The organism is Sphingomonas sp. BK481 (assembly GCF_014194875.1).
GTDB lineage: Bacteria > Pseudomonadota > Alphaproteobacteria > Sphingomonadales > Sphingomonadaceae > Sphingomonas > Sphingomonas aerolata.
Genome location: NZ_JACIAP010000020.1, coordinates 1 through 18,252 on the forward strand (window position 1 = coordinate 1; position 18,252 = coordinate 18,252).

Sequence of the window (18,252 nt, forward strand, 5' to 3'; positions counted from 1 at the left end):
CATCGGCCGCATCGTGGACCTCTACTCACCCCAGGAATGCTCGAACTATTTTGCAGCCGCTGGTTACGATGCAGACTGATCAGAAACCGCTCTAATGGATCGTCTTTAGACGATCCATCGTGTGTGTTCGCGTCGCCGTTTTTCGCGGCTAAATTCTGGTTGGTGGTCATCGCTGCGGCTCCATCATATTGATGTCGGCAGGGAGATTTCTAGCGGCCGAAACATGGCGAACCTGTTCGGCATGAGCGCTGGACGTATCAATGGATCGGGACATTTTGCCTCCTGTTGATCAAGAGGCGAGCCCGGCCAGAAGCCGGGCGTTGGAAACCCTGCGCTAGGACAAGGCGCTGCCACCTTTGGGCAAGCCTTGGACATGCGTGACAGCCGCCCGGCCGAGAAGCTCGACCGGACCTAGCGATTGTCGGGGTTTCCATGCCCCACGGACGGGATTGACCGTGCCGCGCACTCTCGATTGCACTAGCTGCCGCTGCGCGCAAGACATGCTTGCGGGTGCAGCCCGTCAAGGATGCCGGGCAGGAGATTGCCCCTGCTGTCCATCAGAGCTTGTGCGATGATCTGCCCCCTTAGGCGCCGCGTGTCGAAGCGCATGCGCTCGTCGCAGTGTGATCCTCCATATCATCGCTACAGAACCGCTGGAGCGCTGATTGTTGCACACCCATGCCGGAGTACCTTACTCTGGCCCCAGCGGGCCTCTTAGAGCTTCTGGAAGCCATGCAGGGCATTCGCAAGCATGTCACCGACACTGCCGGGGCGGTCGATCACGTTTTCGACCTATGCCATCTACTCGGCTTCCGCCTCGCATCGCGCATCTGTGACCTCAACGAGCGCCGGCCGTATGGCTTGTCACTCCTCGACCCGTGGCCGACACTACGCCCGTTCGTAGCCGCTCCGGTTACCGTTAGCGCGATCGAGGCGGATTGTGTCGAAACGCTGCGGCTCGCGGCCTCGATCTGGGCGGTCACCGTCAGTGCCTCGGTTATGTTGCGCAAGCTGGCGGTTTTTCGCGTCAAAACTCGGCTGCCCGCGCATTGCTCGAGATCGGGGGGATCGAGCGCACCCTGTCATGCTCGACTGGTTTGACGATCCCGAACAGCGGCGTCGCACCGGTACCACCCTCAACAAGGGTGAAGCCCAGAATGTGCTCACCCGCGCTATCTTCTTAAACCGCCTCGGTGAATTGCACTACCGTACATTCGAGAACCAGCGCCATCGTGACTCCGGGCTGATCCTTCTTATCGCGGCCGTCACCCTCTGGAACACGGTCTATCTCGACCTCGCTGTCCGGCATCTGTGCGCCAGCGGTGCCGAGATGCCGGACGAACTGCTCGCCCGTGTCGCGCCGTTGCGGTGGGAGCACATTAGCCTCACCGGCGATTATCTGTGAAGCGAGACGGACAAACCTCGTGAACGGTTCAGCCCTTTTCGCCTCATCAGAACGGTCGGGATGTTTAGCCTACGTTTTCGAACATCCTCTTACCGGTTTCCTTGCCCTTATACATAACACGATTACTACTACGACGGTACGGAAGACTAGGTGACGGCCACTCTCACTACCCTGCCCTTTTACGGAACGATGCAGGTACACACCATCAGATCCGTCTGTGTTTATCGAAAGCATGGGGCTCTTAGGCCGTCCTGTGACGGCGTTAGCCGGCATAGAGGAAAAGCGCATTGATCCTGACGATCAATTCCACAGCCCTTTCTTATCTCACTCCAGGCTGCTCATTTGCGTTAGAGATTCTGTTAAATATGAACTGTTAAGAAGGTTAAGCTTCGAAAAAGTGGAATTTGTGGCCTGTTTTGAATTTCTTACGGGAGAGCCCAGTGGGTGATACCCCGTCATTTGGTGGGTGATCCCCCGATAGTGTGGTGGGTGATCCCCCGAAGCGATAGTGTGTGAAACCCCGAGCCTGTTAATCTGAAAAATGGCTTTTCAACTTGGTTGTCCACAGGTTGGGCAGTCCAGCGAACTTAGACGCTGTCAGTTAAGGTCCGAGGACTGGCGTTCTTGGTGGGTGATACCCCGACAATTTTAACCGCGGTGGGTGATACCCCGATAGTCACCGCCGGCCTGCAAGATGGTCCATCTTGGCGTCTACTTGCTCGGTGCGCCGGCGATCAGCATCGAATCGAGCGCGTCGATCTTCCTCCGCCCGCGTCCGCTCAGCGAGGGCTATCGCTTCAGCCTCGCCACGACGCCTGAACATGACGGCAGCGCTTTTATCCGCCGTCTTTGCCGGTTCCATTATGTAATCGGGGAGCTGGTTGGCCTCGATCACCCGTCGAAGCATCCGATTGAACTCCTTGGGCTGGGCATCGCTACCCGTTTTGTCGCGCAGCACCTCTACCCGACATAACCACCCACCCTGTTGCGATCCGACATGCTTGCGCGCAATGCGATACAGCGCCCGCTCCAGCCCCCCGGACAAGAGAAAATAGTCGGGGTGCATAGTCAGCAACGATTTCTCGTTGACGATACCCTCATAAACCCAGTCCGACAGGGTCAACGTCATACCCCGTGGTTGCTCGGTCTCAGCGTCCGTGTCGAACGTCCAGCTATCGAGCCAGTTGAAGCCGGCCTTCTGCCGACGTGTCGTTGCGCGGATCGAGGTGGTAATGGAAGTGGTCTGGAGCCGGAGCAGTGCGGCTTGCAGTTCCTGATAGTCCCTGCCGCCTGTGCCGCGCTTGATCGCCCGTAAAAGGTCATAGGGTGTTGTCGTCAACGTGCGCGGCAGATCATTCAAACCCTGCTGCTTCATACGGTTTAGCGTGGATGCAGCCCATATCAGAATATCGGCGTCCCATATGGTCGCCATGCCATAATCCGGGATCGCCTGCACACGCACCCAGGCCTCGCCGTCAGGACTGCGATATTCGATGGGCTTGAGACGCTTGCGCTTCTGGAGCGAAAAGAACGGTCTCTCCATCAGCTCTCGCTGGTCGCGAAGCGACAGATCGCCCAGCGCCGGGATGAATAGGTCGAACTCGGGATTGGGATCGCGCCGCTTGCTCATGGCGCGAACCTGGTATGGCCTCGCTTGACCAAATACTGACGAAGCAAGCGCTCGGTAACGACAGTGAGCGGTTCCCCGCCCTCCTCGACGCTGAGCTGACGCAACGCGCGGTGCATGTCCTCGGGGATGTGGATCAGCACAGGCTTCTTGCCGGCATGGCTGCTGCGCCGCGCCGGTGCGGACGGCGCCGACGGGTTGGCCGGGCGTCGTGGCGTAGCCGCCTTCGGCGGTTCGGGAATCACGTCAGCGACGGAGGTAGCTGTGGGTGTTGAATCCGCAGGTTCGTCATCGAAGATGCCCGCAAGAGCGGAGGGCTTACGGGCCATTACGCCGCCTCGCTTACTGGCTTAGTCGCATATCCGCTTAATCGCTTAGCTTCAGCATAGGCGGCGCGTAGCTCGACCGCCGCTTTGCTCTCAGGATTCGTCTCGGCAGCGGTGCGGCCCTGCGGTGTAGCCTTGTAAAAATCCTTGCGGAAATGAAGCCGACTGTCGAACACCGTCACGCTCTTGGCAACGAAGCCGGCCTGGGCCTCCTGCCCCTCTCCACCCTGATGTGGGACTTGAGTGAGGATGACTGCGAACGGCGTACCGGCCTGCTGCACCTGCTTGACGGTCTGCAACACCGAATGAACATCCAGCCCGCGTGGTGCGACTGGAATAATAACGAAATCTGCCTGCTCCGCTGCAAGCATGGCGATATCCTTGGAGTTTGCAGGCGTGTCGATGATGATAAGGTCGATCTTGCCGCTGGCTCGCCCGCGCGAGACGTGAAGCGGCAGGCCAGCGACGCTGCTGTCCTTCACTGTCACGTCTTCCTCGCCCCGGCGCTCCGACCAGTAAAGCGCCGAGCCCTGCCGATCGTCGGCATCGAGAATTACTACGGATGCGCCTTCGCGCGCTGCCTCAACGGCAAATCCCGTGGAGAGGGTGGTCTTGGATTGACCGCCCTTTTGCGCGATCACGGCCCATACCTGCACAGCTGCTGCTCCTAATAATCGGTTAAGCGACTTATATAGCTTAGTCGCTTAGTAGTAAAGACGGTAAGTTGCTTAGCCATCCCCTTCCTGCTGTTTCGACCACTGCCGAGTGGATCGCTGCACATCGACCTATGACCAATTGGGCAAAAGCGGCGGGCCAGCCGCCTGAGCCATTTCCGGGCGGTCCACAGGGTCTAGCCGCAAGCCGCGCACTCGCATTTGGGTAGCCGTGCCGCCTGCTTTTTCGGTAGCGTCGCCGCCCCGCCATTGACTGGGCCATGGGGAGGGCGCCAGTTGCAGCCAGCATCGGTGGGACTACAGGGGAGGGCGTTGCCGAGCATGGCGGCGCGCATCGGTCCGACCACGCCAAACCACGGTCGGCTGCGACAAATTAAAGATAGAACGCGGTCCCCGCAGAACGCTTCAAATGAACCACATTAAGCCATTAATCCATTAAGCTGTTAATCTACTAAGCCACGAAGCTACTAAGCTACTAAGCTACTAAGCTACTAAGCTACTAGGCTACTAAGCTACTAAGCTAGTGGGCGTTAGGCCTGCGATTGGGTAGGCATGCGGGAGTTATGACGGGGCTGCCCTGTAGATATCAGCGCTGATTGGCACGGTTCTGTCAGAGATAAGTGTCACCTAGCAGGGGTGCGTGGCGTTCTCGGAGTCGATCCTATTTGTAGAATCGAAGCTACACAGGCCGCGTCGCAAAAGGGGTCCCTTTTGCAACGGCAAAAACGCTTACCTGCAGTCATTCGAGGCTTATATACGGTGAGAAAATGCGACGTCGCGTCTTAACCTCATCGTCATGATCGGCTTGCGATAGAGCGACATGATTCGATGGTATTGCCATGCTGCCTTGACCCGAACGTGCGCCGGGTGAAAAAAAGTCGACAGCACCGATGAGGTCATCGGGATGGTAAATGACGACGGCACGTTTAAGATTGAACTCGTCGCGGACGGTATTCCGGGCGTCGTTTTGCCAGACGCGCGAATGATCAAAGGCCGGTTGTCGCCCGCCGCGCTGAAGCGCTTTCGAACGTTGGAACAAAGTTCCTCGCCAGTTGACGCCACAGTGCGCCTTAGGCAGGCGGTAAATCGTCGCTCCCAGAAAGTAGGCAGACCACCCGGTGATTTAGTTGTGACAATCTGCGATTTTCAAGCGCCTAGATTTAGATAAAACATTCCCTAAGTGTTTGATCCCACGGTTTGATGGTGCGAATAAGCGGATGTTAGTCACCCGTAAAAAGGTCGAGGCCCCAACCAACCCCACAAGCGGCAAGTAGGGGGCCGGTGAGAGGATGGTCAAAAACGTACGCTAAGACGGTGATGTGCCAACGGCGTGATCGACAGCTGTGATCCTACCTCGTTTGAAGGATGCCTTGTCCGGGACGATGCTATATCATGAGAACGCGCAGGCTTCTGTGTTTGGGGATGTCAGATGAAAGCTACTTCGTGCGTAGTATGTGCGATCACATCGTTGACGTTCTGCAACCCCGCTTTCGCGAGCGTTATTGCATCGGCGAAGGACTTGGCGGCGGCTCAGATCGCCTTAGCTAGATCAGCGTCAGACTCGGGCGATGGAAAAGTCACAATATGCGTCGTTGATGGCGAGGCATCCGACTCTGTAGAAAATATAAAGAGGCCCCGCAGGTGCCGTAATTATGTACGAGATGCTGTCGGGAAGATGGTTGCGGCAGGGGGCTTCTATGAAAAGCCGCCTGTCCTTGAAATCTATGAGCCCTCGGTTTGGACCACAACGAGCCGCCTTGCTTCCCGATTACTGGATTATGTAGGTAGCTTCGTGGCTGGGACGCCAGGAGTTGCGCCAGACCGATCATCTGACGATCGGACACTTACCGATATCGACGCTCTGGTTATGTCGGTCGATGCGGGCCGGGTGAAAGCGCTTGGCCATGTGCAGAATGAACGATCTTCGACCGGGCTGCGCCGGAGCGTGGCAATAATGACGAATGTAGCCAGTAGTGTCGAACAAGCTGGTTCTGCTTCCTTGGCTGGGGTGGCGGAAGGCGCGTTACAGCAAGCGACGCTTCCGTCCTTTGCCCCTTTTCCCCAGTCTAATAATACACCCTCGACAGCACATCCTATTCCAACCATTCCGACGGTACCCCCCCGGACGGCTGCAACTCCGCCCGCGAGAGTTGCGAACGGCGGACGGTCGAGTGAATTGGGCGGTTCCGGCCCTCACTAGGGGCACTGGCCCGGCGCAGGCCATCAACGTTCGAAATTTGCCGCGAAGCTCCTGTGGATAGTAGCTTCGGCTGCGCGTCACCGCGCCCGCCTCGCCTTGAGCTCGCGCTCACGCGGCCGGCTTCGTCATCACCGTCTCATTCAGGCTTTCGGGTCTCAATTCTCGGCTCGTGTTCGATCCGGCGGCACAGTTCCACGAGCGACTGCTGCTCATAAGGCCGCGCTTCATAAGGACCAGCAGGGAACGGCGTCCCTTCATCACCGGAATACAACCGCAGCCCGGCCTGGCCGAGGTTAAGCCCGCTGCTTTTGATCGCTGAAGCGTTCCGATTAAGCCAATCAGCGAAATTACGCGCCTGTTCGTAGCTGGTGAAGTCGAGAGGCAAGTTCTGCCCGAAGACGTCGCGGAGCGTTAGTTCAGCATCGCTTCGACCATAGAGGTGCCAGCTCGGGCGGCGCACGGTGGTCGCCGGCACCAGCTCGACGCGCTCCTTCTTGTAGACGCCCCGCTTGTAGTCCGCCTTTTGCTTCCCCTCGACATAGGTGCTGGGGTTTCCCGTGACCTGCCGCAGCTCATAGTAAAGGTGGACGTCGGCGATCAGCGGACAAGACGGCGGTGACTTCTGCAGCGTCACCTCGAGCGTGATGTCGCCGGGTGACTGTAATACGCCGGAATCACTGGCGAGTCTCAGCCTGGTAACGCGTTGCGAGCGTTCCTCTAGCTGCAAAGGTGACGGCGGGAGATCACGGCGCCAGCGACGCGGATCGATGCGCATTGTCAGCGCAATCAACGTATTACCGGAGATGTCGAGGTTGCGCTCGCTCTCCCGCAAGATTCGAAGCTCGGTCGGTAGGATGTCGGCGCCGAGCTTCATGTATTGCTGGTTGATCGTCGCGTTGGTGACCCGCTGGTTGCTAAGATTGCCGGTGACGCCGGCGCTGGTGCCCAGTACATCGGTCAAGACGCTCGTCACCGGCGGGGCGGTAGTGGTCGTGGCAGTGGTATCAGAAGTCGTTCGGCCGAGCTGGGCCTGAAGGCTGGCGGTGGATGTGTTCGTAATCTGCGCGATGTTCAACAGCTGGTTGTCGGTTGCGATGACGGTGTAGCCGTCGAACACAAAGTTAAGGGGAGTGACCTCGATCCAGGTTCGGACTAGCCGGTCGGCCGGTCCGGCGTCCCAGCCCCGGCTCACGGTCGCGACGAGCGTCTGTTTGTAGCTCCCTTCGACCGCAGCCGTTCCTTCCGACTGCGCGGCCTTCTGCGCGATCGGACGAGCCAGCGCGTCACGGATGTCCTCAGGCTTTGCACCGGTGGCGGTCATCGTCTCGATGAAGGCCGCTTGCCCTTGGTCCGACAGATCCTTCAGCGAGGCCGGAGGGTTGCCCGACGCGAGCGTCGGGAAGCTATAAAGTGCGACCGAGGGCTTTCGCCACTCGAACTCGGACGCGGTTGGCGGTGCCGGCAGCCGGTCGATCACCGGGCTGTAGCCTTTCGCCCAGCGGCGTTCCTCGGGGCTCGCGCAGCCAGCGAGCATCAGCATTGTGACCAACGGAACCGCTCTCACGCAATCTCTCCCGGCCACAGTGGCGAAGCCTGAGGCTGCACCTCGCAAACGACCACTTGGTAGGGCATGCCGTATTCGCAGTCCGGGATCGCGACTTCATCGATAACGGCGAGTAGGGCGCGAGGCTTGGCTCGCCGATTGTTGAAATCAAGGCATCCCCCCGGTGGGGCTCCATAGAAGGGAACCGGATCCTTCGGACTATTCCAGTCCGCAAGCAGAACAAAGATATTCTCCACTATGCTAACCCCTTTTAATCAAGGAATAAATATAGTTGTCGATATTTTTTTTAGAAACACTACAAGCTTCCAAGAAAAATTCTAACAGAGTAGTTTAGGGATTTTGTCCGGCACGAACAGCCAGCGTGCGGAACTTGACGCGGAGTTCTTGGAGAGAGCTGGCTTCGATATTAGCCGAAGACTGCGCTATGTCGGACGTTAATCTGACCTGCTGAGCCAGAACAGGGAACGTCGCCGCTGTCATATCTTGCCCTATAGCAGACATTGTCGGTTGTGCATTCATGATGTTGCCGAACATGGTCGTACCTCCTCCTGCTTGCATCCCGGATACGCCAGCCGACAGCCAAGCGGCGTCGAGCGCCTTCTGTCCCTTGCGCTCGGCGGTGAGCAGGGCTTGCAGCGAGTCCCCAAGCGGGCTGTTCCAGACATGATGGACGAACCGGCGGCTCTGGATGGCTCGGAACCGCGTTTCGGCACGAAGGAAATCAGGAACAAGGGGATTTGAGGTCAACCCCGCGAGTTCCGCATATCGCTGTTGTTGGCCGGCGTCGCTGTCCGCTGCAATAATAGGGGCAGCTTCTCCGCGGACCTTTTTTACGACTTTGCGCATGATCTTGGCTTGTTCCGGCAGCTCTTCAGGGCCGGAGGCCAGCAGTTGCGTGAATTCCTTGCCGCTGAGCCACTGCTGTGCGTAGGAACTCATCGCTTTTTGCGGAATTCGATCGATGATTGACGCTAGCGTGATGCTATTGTTGCGGTGGTCGCGGGCATCCATGACGAGGGTCATAGGTGTGACCTGATCGCCTTCGCTCCGAGGTCCGAGCGTGTTCGTCGTGCCGTTGTAGCCGGGATACTGATAGGCTTGGAAATAGACCTCGACGGGAGTGCCCGACAGATCGGTGGACGATTTCAGTATCGCTTCGCCATTTTCATCGGCATCGGCGATCAGCGGGTTGAGGATTACCGCGCCCTCGCCCATCTCTGTCACGAGTTGCTGATAGAAGGGTGTCACCCAAAAGATTGTCTTGGGGATCGTCCAAACAGCCGGATTTTCCATCGGTTGCTCATCGACCATGAAGAGTGATTTGAGAACAGTGGTTTTCTTAGGCTTTAAAGCCTTCAGCGATCGATTAAGAGCGCGCATCCCGTTCTCGGTGGCTCCGGCAATAAAGGATATTGCCATCACGGGGGATTTCGCCGGTTGCATCCTCATCGCTGCGACTTGACTACGCGGTACAGCCTGAGCGGAAATCTTGGACGAGGCAAGGGCGGTGGAGGCAATCAGCGCCATTCCACAGGATAGTGAAGCTATACGACGCCTGTTCATCTTCAAATCTCCATTACTGGACCGGATCGGCCGCTGCTTGATGCCCCCGATCGGCATCGCCGCTGGCGCAGGCCTCATCGCGAGCAGACTCAAGCGCTGTGAGGCCGCTCGCGATATCTTAAGCGATGGCGTATTACGGATGCGCAGCAACACAATCTTTACTACTACCACTAAGATCTTCGACGGAATGTGATCGGCGCTCATTGTGTCCCCCGGGGAAATCCTATCCGGGTTGGAACGATGGCGCATACTCCGTTTGAAGTACGCGAGAAATTCAGGCGTCTCCATGTCTTGACGTGGGGAGTGCGGTATAGGTGTGCACCAGTGCGACCAGCTCGGCTTGCCGGGCACAGCCGGTCTTCTCGAACACGCTGCGAAGGTGTACCTTCGCCGTTGTCACCGCGATCGCCATCACCTCGGCCGCAACTGCAATATTTCGCCCTTCGGCAAGGTAGCGGACCAGCGTGGCCTCCCTTGCTGTTAGGTCGAACAGAACGCGGAGCAAATCGGCGTTCGGGGTCGTGCGATTGTGGCCATCGGCTACAATCATTACGAAGCCATTGGAGCCGAAGACATCGCGCGCCAGTCGCCGAAGCGGAATGATATGGACGACACAGGGACGATCGCCTGCGTGACCGGCCACGATGAATGACGCGGATACGACCTTTGCCATGCCGATCTGCATCGCACCACGAAAGCGGCTTTCGGTGTCCGCGTCGAGAAATCTCAGCCGCCCATGAGGATCAACGGCACGGGGGCCGAGAATGCTTTCGAACTCCTGATTAGCAGCTACCAGCCGACCATCAATGGCAAGGATTGCAGCGGGGCAGCCGGTCAGTGCCAGCGTGTCGACGATAAGACGATGACGGTTCAGCCCAACATGGGCTGAAAGGCTGAGCGCGCGCGCCAGATGCGGGCGGAGACGATTGAGTGCCGGAAGTGCCTGTTTCGCAGCCTCTTCTGTTTGCATTCCTTCCAGCGTCATGGCGAGCATGGAATGATGCGGTCCTTGCACCACGGTCCCGACAGCATGTTCGAAGCCGGCGGGGATAAGGAGGTCTCGGTATACCGGCATGGCTGCACGCTGCGATGCGGTTCGGTAATCGGCGTTGCTGCGGAAGCAGGGCGCGTGTTCGGCGACCAGCGGCGCGGCGCGCTCGTTGGGCGACATATAACCTTCCGCGACGTAGCGCTCGAATGTCGGCGCGAACCCATTGGTGACGATGACCTGTTGATCGCTGCCGACGACCGAGAAGAGCATTGCCCCGCCCGCGCCGTAATGATCCGCCAAGCTCTGAAGAACGTTTGGCCACCGATCCACGACGACAGCAGCCTCGTAGATAGCGTCGATAAACGCTTCCTCGATTGGGGCAGGGATGATGCGCGTCGGCATTCTACCGCGCCCTTCGCGTCAACAACTTTTCGCCATCGGGCCTGATCTCGCCCTTGGGCGTGACGTGGCGGTAGAGCGTTTGTCGGGTGACCCCCAGTTCGGCGCACAGATCGGCGACCTTGGTTTCGGGCTTGCCCATCGCGGCCTGCGCAAGACGCAGCTTGGCGGGGGTCATCTTGAACGGGCGACCGCCATGCCGCCCGCGTGCCCGCGCGGAGTCCAGACCAGCGCGGGTGCGCTCGACGATCAGTTCGCGCTCGAACTCGGCGAGGCCAGCAAAGATCGCGAAGATCAGCCGACCGTTGGCGGTGGTGGTGTCGATCGATGCGCCTTCGCCGGCAAGCACCTTCAGGCCGATGCCGCGCTTCGTCAGGTCGCCGACCGTGTTGACGAGGTGGCGCAGATCGCGACCAAGCCGGTCGAGTTTCCAGATCACGAGTGTGTCGCCGCGGCGCAGTGCCTTCAAGCAGGCGTCCAGTCCCGGCCGCTTGTCGAGCCGGCCCGACGCGGCATCCTCATAGATATGCTCGGGATCGACGCCGGCCGCGACCAGCACATCACGCTGAAGGTCGTGGACCTGGCTGCCGTCCGCCTTGGACACCCGCGCGTAACCAATTTGCGTCGTCACATATACGTCCGTCTGCGTGACGGAGCGGCATTGCCCGTCGGTCGATCGCTATAATGTCATATAACCCGTCTTGTGGTCTACGCTCCATGAACAGGGTCGCTTTCATGTTGCGTGACGAACAGGAAGCCGATGCCGCCCAGAACCATATTGTCCCCCGCCCAGCGCAGCGCGATCTTCGATCCGCCGCCTGATCAGGCAACGATCGAACGGCTCTACACCCTCGGTCCCGATGACCTCGGACAGATCGCGCGTCGCCGGCGCGGGGCGAACCCGCTCGGATATGCGGTGCAGCTCTGCTACCTGCATCATCCGGGACGGAGCCTACTGCCGGGTGAGGCGGTGCCTGCCGCCATGCTGGCGCTGCTCGCCGACCAGAGCGGTTGCCGAACCGACGACTTCGCCGAATATTCCGCGCGCGCGACGACGCTGCGCGAGCATCGCGCCGAGATCGAAGCCCAACTTGGTCTGCGCGCCTTCGACCGGATCGACGTGCGATCGATGCTGGCGCTGGGATCGGAGATCGCCACTTCGACCAATCGTGGTGATGCAATCGTCGCTGGCATGGTCGATCGCCTGCGGCTCGACCGGATCGTGCTGCCCGCGGCATCGACGCTGGAACGGCTCGCCCTCATCGTGCGGGCGCAGGCACGCAAGGCCGCGCATGCCGGACTGATCCGCGACTGCACGGCCGATCAGGAAGCGGCGCTCGAACGCCTAGCTTCATCAAGCCGCGCTGGCGCAAGGTCGTGCAGCCGGCCGAAGGGACGATCGACCGCCGCGCCTACGAGATCGCCGTGATCGTCCATCTGCGCGAACGGCTCGGTTCGGGCAGCATCTGGGTGGACGGCAGCCGCGCCTATCGCACGCTCGACGATTCCCTGTTGCCGGTGCCCGCGTTCGAAACGATGCGCGCCGATGGCAATCTGCGCCTGGCCGTGTCGTCTGGTTTCGCCGAATGGTATGCGGATCGTCGCACCCTGCTGAACCAGCGTATGACCGAGGTGGAACGCGCAGCCGCGACCGGCGAGCTGGTCGACGTGACGATCGAGCGCGGGCAGTTGGTGATTTCGCCGGTCCGTCGAACGCCATCCGACGACGTCGAGGCACTGAAGGCCCGGCTCTACGCGATGGTGCCGCGTGTCCGGGTCACCGACCTGCTGGTGGAGGTCGCCGCATGGTCGGGCTTCGCCGACCGTTTCGTCCATGCTCGCAGCGGCGAGCCGGCCTCCGACCAGTCCGCGCTGATGGGTGCGATCCTCGCCGATGCGACCAACCTGGGCCTCGGGCGCATGGCAGAAAGCTCGCGTGGGCTGACCCTGTCCCCCCTGCGCTGGACGGCGGAATGGCATGTGCGCGACGAAACCTATCTGTCGGCGCTAGCGGCGATCCTCGATTGCCACACCGCGCATCCGCTCGCCCAGGTCTGGGGACCGGGCGACACATCGTCGTCGGACGGGCAGTTCTTCCGTGCCGGCGGTCAGGGCGAGGCGCGCGCCGATCGCAACGCCCGCTATGGCACTGATCCCGGCGTGCTGTTCTACACCCATGTCACCGACCGCTTCACGCCGTTCCACACCAAGGTCATCGCAGCCAATGCCGGAGAGGCCGCGCACGTCCTCGATGGCCTGCTCGACCATGAGAGCGAGCTAATAATCCGCGAACATGCGACCGACACGGCAGGGGCGGTCGATCATGTCTTCGGTCTGTGCCAACTGCTCGGCTTCCGCTTCGCGCCGCGCATCCGCGACCTCAACGAACGCCGGCTCTATGGCCTGTCATCGCTCGAACCCTGGCCGACGCTGCGCCCGCTCGTCGCAGGGCCGGTCAACGTCCGCGCGATCGAGGAGAATTGGGACGAAACCCTGCGCCTTGCCGCCTCGATCCGCGCCGGCACCGTCAGCGCTTCGGTCATGCTGCGCAAGCTGGCAGGTTTTCCGCGTCAAAATCCAGTCGCCCGCGCGCTACGCGAGGTCGGACGGATCGAGCGCACCCTGTTCATGCTCAACTGGTTCGACGATCCCGAACAGCGGCGCCGAACCGGCAGCATCCTCAACAAGGGCGAGGCCCGCAACGCGCTCGCCCGCGCCATCTTCTTCAACCGCCTCGGCGAATTGCGCGACCGCACTTTCGAGAACCAGCGCCATCGTGCCTCCGGCCTGACCCTGCTCACCGCAGCCGTCACGCTCTGGAACACCGTCTATCTCGACCGCGCCGTCCGGCATGTGCGCGCCAGCGGTGTCGAGGTGCCGGACGAACTCCTCGCCCATGTCGCGCCGCTGGGCTGGGAGCATATCGGCCTCACCGGCGACTATCTGTGGAGCGAGATGGACAAACCCCGCGAACGGTTCAGGCCACTCCGCCTCTACCAGCAAGGCCGGGACGCTTAGCGTACGTTTTCGAACATCCTCTCACCGGTCCCCAAGTAGGTGCATCTGGTCGGGCTTAGCGATTATGAAGCGCTTGCGCGAGCCAAAGCCTTCATCCCCGAGGGTCTGTAAAGCGGCAAGCTGGACCCGGTGGTGTCGCGGACATTCCCGTTCGACCAAATTCAGGAAGCGACGCGTTTCCTCGAATCCAACGAGCAGATTGGCAAGATCGTCGTAACTGTCTGATCCCCGAGTGGGAAAGCCACTTTAGGCTCTCCCACCAATGAGGCTGACCACGCAAACCAGCGACTGCTTCAAGCTATGTCGGAATATCCCGACTTTCGGCTGTTTCGGATATTGGAAAGGATGTAATAGCTTCAGCGTCCGTTCAGCACCTCGGCCACCTGCGGCACTGGCCTGCCGATATAATAGCCTTGTACTTGGTCGCACCCCCATTCCCGCAACTGTTTCAGCTGTAGCGCGGTTTCCACGCCTTCTGCGACGATGGACATGCCAAGGCTCCTGCCTAGACCGATCGTGGCCTTGACGATCACCGCGGAGGGGGCATGCGACAACATCGTCGCGACAAAGCTCCGATCGATCTTCAGCTTGTCGAAGCTGAATTCGTTGAGATTGCTGAGCGAGGAATGGCCGGTGCCGAAATCGTCCATCGAGATGATGGCGCCCGCCACCTGAAGCTGGCTGAGGTGGCCGATATGTTCGTTCGCGGCTCCGACCTCGGCACCAATTTCTAGCCCGCTTGCGAGCAGCAGCAGCGAAGGCACGAGTACGGCTGCACAGGCGGCCGTCACCTTGGTCGAGATCGAGAAATGCACCGCTGATACCTCTTTGTGTGGGCGGTCTAAAAAGACGCCTTTAACAAGGGATTAGGCCGACGTCGCGGCTGTGCGAGCTAGTCTTGATCGCGAAGGGCAGGGCGACCGAAAGATCCCGACAATTTCCGACTGGATTAGTCCTTGCGTCCGGACATCATCCGTTCCGACGCGGCCTGCGCTTCCTCGAGAGGTTGGCATGGTCGTATCGCGCACGTCCTAATTCCCTGCTGACGCGAATATTCTGATTTTCGTGCGTCTCGAGTGTCGTCGTTTTTTGCGACAGTCGCATAATCTATTACGAGATGAAGCTCCATCAGCACTTCGAGAAGCTGTCCAAGCAACGCGCGCGCGAACATGCCGCAGCATTGAGCCGAGCGCGCAAAGCCGATTAAAAGCGGGCCGAGAAAGATTAGTAAGCGACCCGTACGGCCGCTATACTGTCGTCGATGGGTTGCGAACATAATGCGGGTTATTGCCCCGTGTCTTCTCTTATAGTTATGGAACCGACATGGCCAAACGTTATCGCTCCCGCATCGATTTCCGTAACCATCTACGAGAGATAAATGCCGCGCGGCGCAATCAGCTAGGCCGCAGCGACGTTGCAAAGGCCCTCGCTAACGCCAAGGACACGGCAAAAGTAATGTTGGGCTTGTAGCCCTTCATATAAGGCCGCACGGCAGCGTTAGCGGGGCATTCAGCAAACTGGTCTATTGCGGCGGCATGCCCATCACCGATCCAGACAGTCGCGCCGAACTGATCGAGTCTATCCATCAGCCTTGAAAGGCGACGCTAGGCGAATGCCTGCGTCGCTGGAACGCACTTGATCCACTTAGGCGTACGCAAAGCGATCTCGTGATTGAGGAAAAAGGCGGTAATAGGCTGACGCTGAATGCAGTTATGATCGCTATCGTGGCTAAACGCCTGGTGGCTTGACGCCCATCGGGGGTCACTCAGCGAGATTTGACTCTCGCCTTTGCGTTCAGCTACTCCAGCATCGCCTCCTGGGTCTGCCGCCGCTAGCAAACCTTCTGTGGAAGGCTTCCGCCTTGTCCGACGGCGGCGACGATCATGTCCGCGCGGCGGCCTTAAATATGCAGGCGCACACGATCGTCATCGGGAACCTCCACTATTCCCGAGCGACTGTGCCGGATCCTCCTGGTTTGCCAGCGTGTGGTGCCGAGGACGCGATCGTCGCTGGTTGAGCCTATCGTGAACGTCCGGCTCAGCAATTGATAGAGTCTACCGGAGCTGAGGCAAATATGGCGGTAAGACTCACGACAAACGACCTCAGGTGAACCCTGGCCGGTTCAACCATCTTTTCGCCAGCGGCAAAGCTACACGTGTACTCCGCTTTGCCGCGTCAATTATTGTGCGTCGTGGGGCAGAAGCAAACCGAAGCGCGTAATTACTTCTTATACGAGAACCTTGCGGCCACTGCGTCGATAAGGCTACTGACTTACCGACGCTTCGGGCCAAACGATCGCCGATCAGGATGTCGAGCGTGGGCCCGAAGTCACAGTAGCTGCGACTACTGCCCTGTCCCGTCTCCCACGGAAAGCTTCCCCACTTATTGGCTTCTGCTCGCGACGGCGACGACCAGAATATGTCTATTACGTCAGCCAAAGCATGCCCCAGTTCAACTCCGGTACTTTCAATACCCTCTGAGAGCTGTAATGACGATGCAAATTCGCCCACAACGTCATAAACCATATCTAGCCCCCACGCGCTGACCTCATCATCGCGACTGAGATCTAGTATGGGGACAATTTTGGACCCATCGTCGAAGTATTTAACAAGCGAGCCATGCCTGCCGGCGCAGAACATCTCGAACAACGAGAAAAGATGTTTGGGCGCCCTATGTGACCTTCGTGAATCACTTAATATGGGCGAATGAGTCTGTTCGTTGCTTATATTCTTGTCAGTCTGCATCGGGGAGGTTCTTGCGTCAAAGTAGAACCCTTCACGTAGATCATCCCACTGACTCTCACTTTGCTCTAAGCCAAAAAAGAGTCCTAATGCCGGCGCAACATTGTGCTCCTGCTGTAAGTCGATAAGGGTGTCATGCTGTGTGCCTCGCCACCCGACATCGACAAAGCCATGCGGAATATTATCAAAAAGGCCCTCCTGCCGAAGATAACCCTCAAGTAAGTGTTTTTTGCGGGCGGCAGCTTGGTCCAACGTGCCTTCACTATGTAGCCGAAGAAGCGCTTCTTCAAGCACATTACGGTCCGTTTTCGACTTCCAATGCTTCGCATTCTCCGAGCGAGACTTGATCAATTCTGACTTCTCAGAATCAGTGATCCCGGTCCTCTCGAGAATATCCTCGTTTGAGACGCCCTTCGACGAAAGCCAGATAAGGCTGTTCCAGATATGCTTATTGTGCCTAGGGCTCGAAACTGACGAGTTCCACGCATACCGACTTCCGTAAAGATAGCGAAGTTCAACGTCTAATTTAAGGCGAGAGGCTATCCTTTGTGCGATATGCAGTAAGATTTCTCCGTCACGTGATACAAAGTATAGACGCTTCAAGTTCAAGTGGATTGCTTGGCGTAGAAGCCACAGCACGTATGCCGTAAGAACTGGAGCGACGACACCTGCCGCTACGTCGACAAGCGCGGGATCGCCTTTTCCGTCTGCGCTTGCACGCGACCGTGCTAGCCGCGATGCGCCCGCCATTGCGCTCGTCAATCCGTCACTCTCGTGACGGTATTTTTGCAGCGCGATCTCGTAGCGGTTTGGATTACCAGTATCTATTAAATGGCCGACGGCCCCGGCCTTGCGAGCGCCTCGAACGTCAACTTTCGCGGAGTTCCCGTAGTGCGTGATACCAGTGACGGGTATTTCTAACGCTGAGGCGACATACTCAAACAGCTTTCCCGTACGCTTCGAGCAACCATGAGCGTGCGACACAAATAGTCTGTCCCCCTCTTGCCAGAATCCGTGACTCTCGAGCTGCTGCTGTATGAACTCAACAGGTAAGTACATGTCCGATATAAACACTGCGCGGCCGTGCACGACCCTAGATTGCTCGACCAGATGTCTAACACTGTCGATCGGTCGTAACAGCCTTGCCTCTTCCGCCATCTCGAGGACTTGTAGGCGATGGGCGTCCTCGCTTTGGATCCCGGCCACAGCCGCTAATTCGGTATAGATATGAGACAAGGTAGCTTGATCGCCTCGTGCTTCAATCGCTCGGCGCTCAGCTGCTTCTCGTGCACGGGAAAAGGCAATGCTGGATGTCTGTATAAGCCCTACCTTTGCCGCGATGGTGCCCACTCGGTCGAAGACAGCTTGATGGGGACTTACAGCTCGGATTAGGAGCGTCTCAAAAACATCAAAAGTCATCGCACTTTCGCCGGAACGTGACTTAGCTACGACTGTGCCGCTGGGCGCCCGGGGCGCCGGTGTCGGTATACGCGACGAGTTAACTTGTCCCGTTGTTTCAGCAGTCATTCCGCACCCTGTACATATTAGCGTTATCGTTCGTGGGGCATCGAGTGAGGCCTATCAAGAGGTGGATTCACTACCTTGTGCTTATTCGGGATATTTATCTTGGTTCAGAACTCGTTGATGGAAGACGACCAATCTGATTCAGGCTCGGCGAGGAAAGCTGCAGACGAGTAACCTGTACTGGCTAACGAATGAGCACATGGAGCGCCTTCGACTGTAC

The 18,252-nt window shown here is 58.8% G+C and carries 11 protein-coding genes and 2 pseudogenes; 4 read left to right on the forward strand and 9 right to left on the reverse strand.

Annotation, left to right across the window (positions count from 1 at the left end):
- Positions 1–741 precede the first annotated feature (741 nt).
- Positions 742–1,473, forward strand: a pseudogene (locus FHY04_RS23110) (Tn3 family transposase); the annotation flags it as partial.
- 608 nt (positions 1,474–2,081) lie between these two features.
- Here the strand turns inward: FHY04_RS23110 and FHY04_RS20795 are convergent.
- The 7 genes from FHY04_RS20795 to FHY04_RS20825 all read right to left on the reverse strand — a co-directional run bounded on the left by FHY04_RS20795 (position 2,082) and on the right by FHY04_RS20825 (position 11,380).
- Positions 2,082–3,035 carry a replication initiator protein A gene (locus FHY04_RS20795; protein ID WP_183937725.1) on the reverse strand — a complete coding sequence of 318 codons (954 nt, stop codon included), beginning with the start codon at positions 3,033–3,035 and terminating at the stop codon, positions 2,082–2,084.
- Entirely contained in the window at positions 3,032–3,361 is a 330-nt protein-coding gene (locus FHY04_RS20800) for a hypothetical protein (protein WP_183937727.1), read from the reverse strand. The genes FHY04_RS20795 and FHY04_RS20800 overlap by 4 nt, the downstream gene beginning before the upstream one ends.
- Positions 3,361–4,014 carry a ParA family protein gene (locus FHY04_RS20805; RefSeq protein ID WP_183937729.1) on the reverse strand — a complete coding sequence of 218 codons (654 nt, stop codon included), beginning with the start codon at positions 4,012–4,014 and terminating at the stop codon, positions 3,361–3,363. The genes FHY04_RS20800 and FHY04_RS20805 overlap by 1 nt, the downstream gene beginning before the upstream one ends.
- A gap of 2,354 nt (positions 4,015–6,368) precedes the next feature.
- A complete protein-coding gene (locus FHY04_RS20810; protein ID WP_183937731.1) occupies positions 6,369–7,772 on the reverse strand; it encodes a hypothetical protein in 1,404 nt (467 codons plus the stop codon).
- Positions 7,773–8,126: 354 nt separating this feature from the next.
- Positions 8,127–9,563 carry a hypothetical protein gene (locus tag FHY04_RS20815; protein ID WP_183937733.1) on the reverse strand — a complete coding sequence of 479 codons (1,437 nt, stop codon included), beginning with the start codon at positions 9,561–9,563 and terminating at the stop codon, positions 8,127–8,129.
- Positions 9,564–9,633: 70 nt separating this feature from the next.
- Positions 9,634–10,752: a LuxR C-terminal-related transcriptional regulator gene (locus FHY04_RS20820; RefSeq protein ID WP_183937735.1), complete on the reverse strand. Its 1,119-nt coding sequence runs from the start codon at positions 10,750–10,752 to the stop codon at positions 9,634–9,636.
- Position 10,753: 1 nt separating this feature from the next.
- Complete coding sequence (locus FHY04_RS20825; RefSeq protein WP_183937737.1) at positions 10,754–11,380, reverse strand: recombinase family protein; 627 nt, start codon at positions 11,378–11,380, stop codon at positions 10,754–10,756.
- 129 nt (positions 11,381–11,509) lie between these two features.
- On the opposite strand from FHY04_RS20825, the pseudogene FHY04_RS20830 reads away from it, so the two are divergent.
- Positions 11,510–13,767: pseudogene (locus FHY04_RS20830) on the forward strand (Tn3 family transposase).
- A 120-nt stretch (positions 13,768–13,887) separates the two neighbouring features.
- Positions 13,888–13,992, forward strand: coding sequence for a zinc-binding dehydrogenase (locus tag FHY04_RS22790; protein ID WP_260171705.1), 105 nt, complete (start codon positions 13,888–13,890; stop codon positions 13,990–13,992).
- A gap of 131 nt (positions 13,993–14,123) precedes the next feature.
- Here FHY04_RS22790 and FHY04_RS20840 read toward each other — a convergent pair whose 3' ends face one another.
- Complete coding sequence (locus FHY04_RS20840; RefSeq protein ID WP_183937739.1) at positions 14,124–14,582, reverse strand: EAL domain-containing protein; 459 nt, start codon at positions 14,580–14,582, stop codon at positions 14,124–14,126.
- A 508-nt stretch (positions 14,583–15,090) separates the two neighbouring features.
- Here FHY04_RS20840 and FHY04_RS22345 point away from each other — a divergent pair.
- Positions 15,091–15,237 (forward strand): hypothetical protein, encoded by a 147-nt coding sequence (locus tag FHY04_RS22345; protein WP_221211921.1) that lies wholly within the window; start codon positions 15,091–15,093, stop codon positions 15,235–15,237.
- A gap of 632 nt (positions 15,238–15,869) precedes the next feature.
- Here the strand turns inward: FHY04_RS22345 and FHY04_RS20845 are convergent.
- Positions 15,870–17,927, reverse strand: a complete 2,058-nt coding sequence (locus FHY04_RS20845) for a hypothetical protein (RefSeq protein WP_221211922.1) — start codon at positions 17,925–17,927, stop codon at positions 15,870–15,872.
- Between the last annotated feature and the right edge of the window lie 325 nt (positions 17,928–18,252).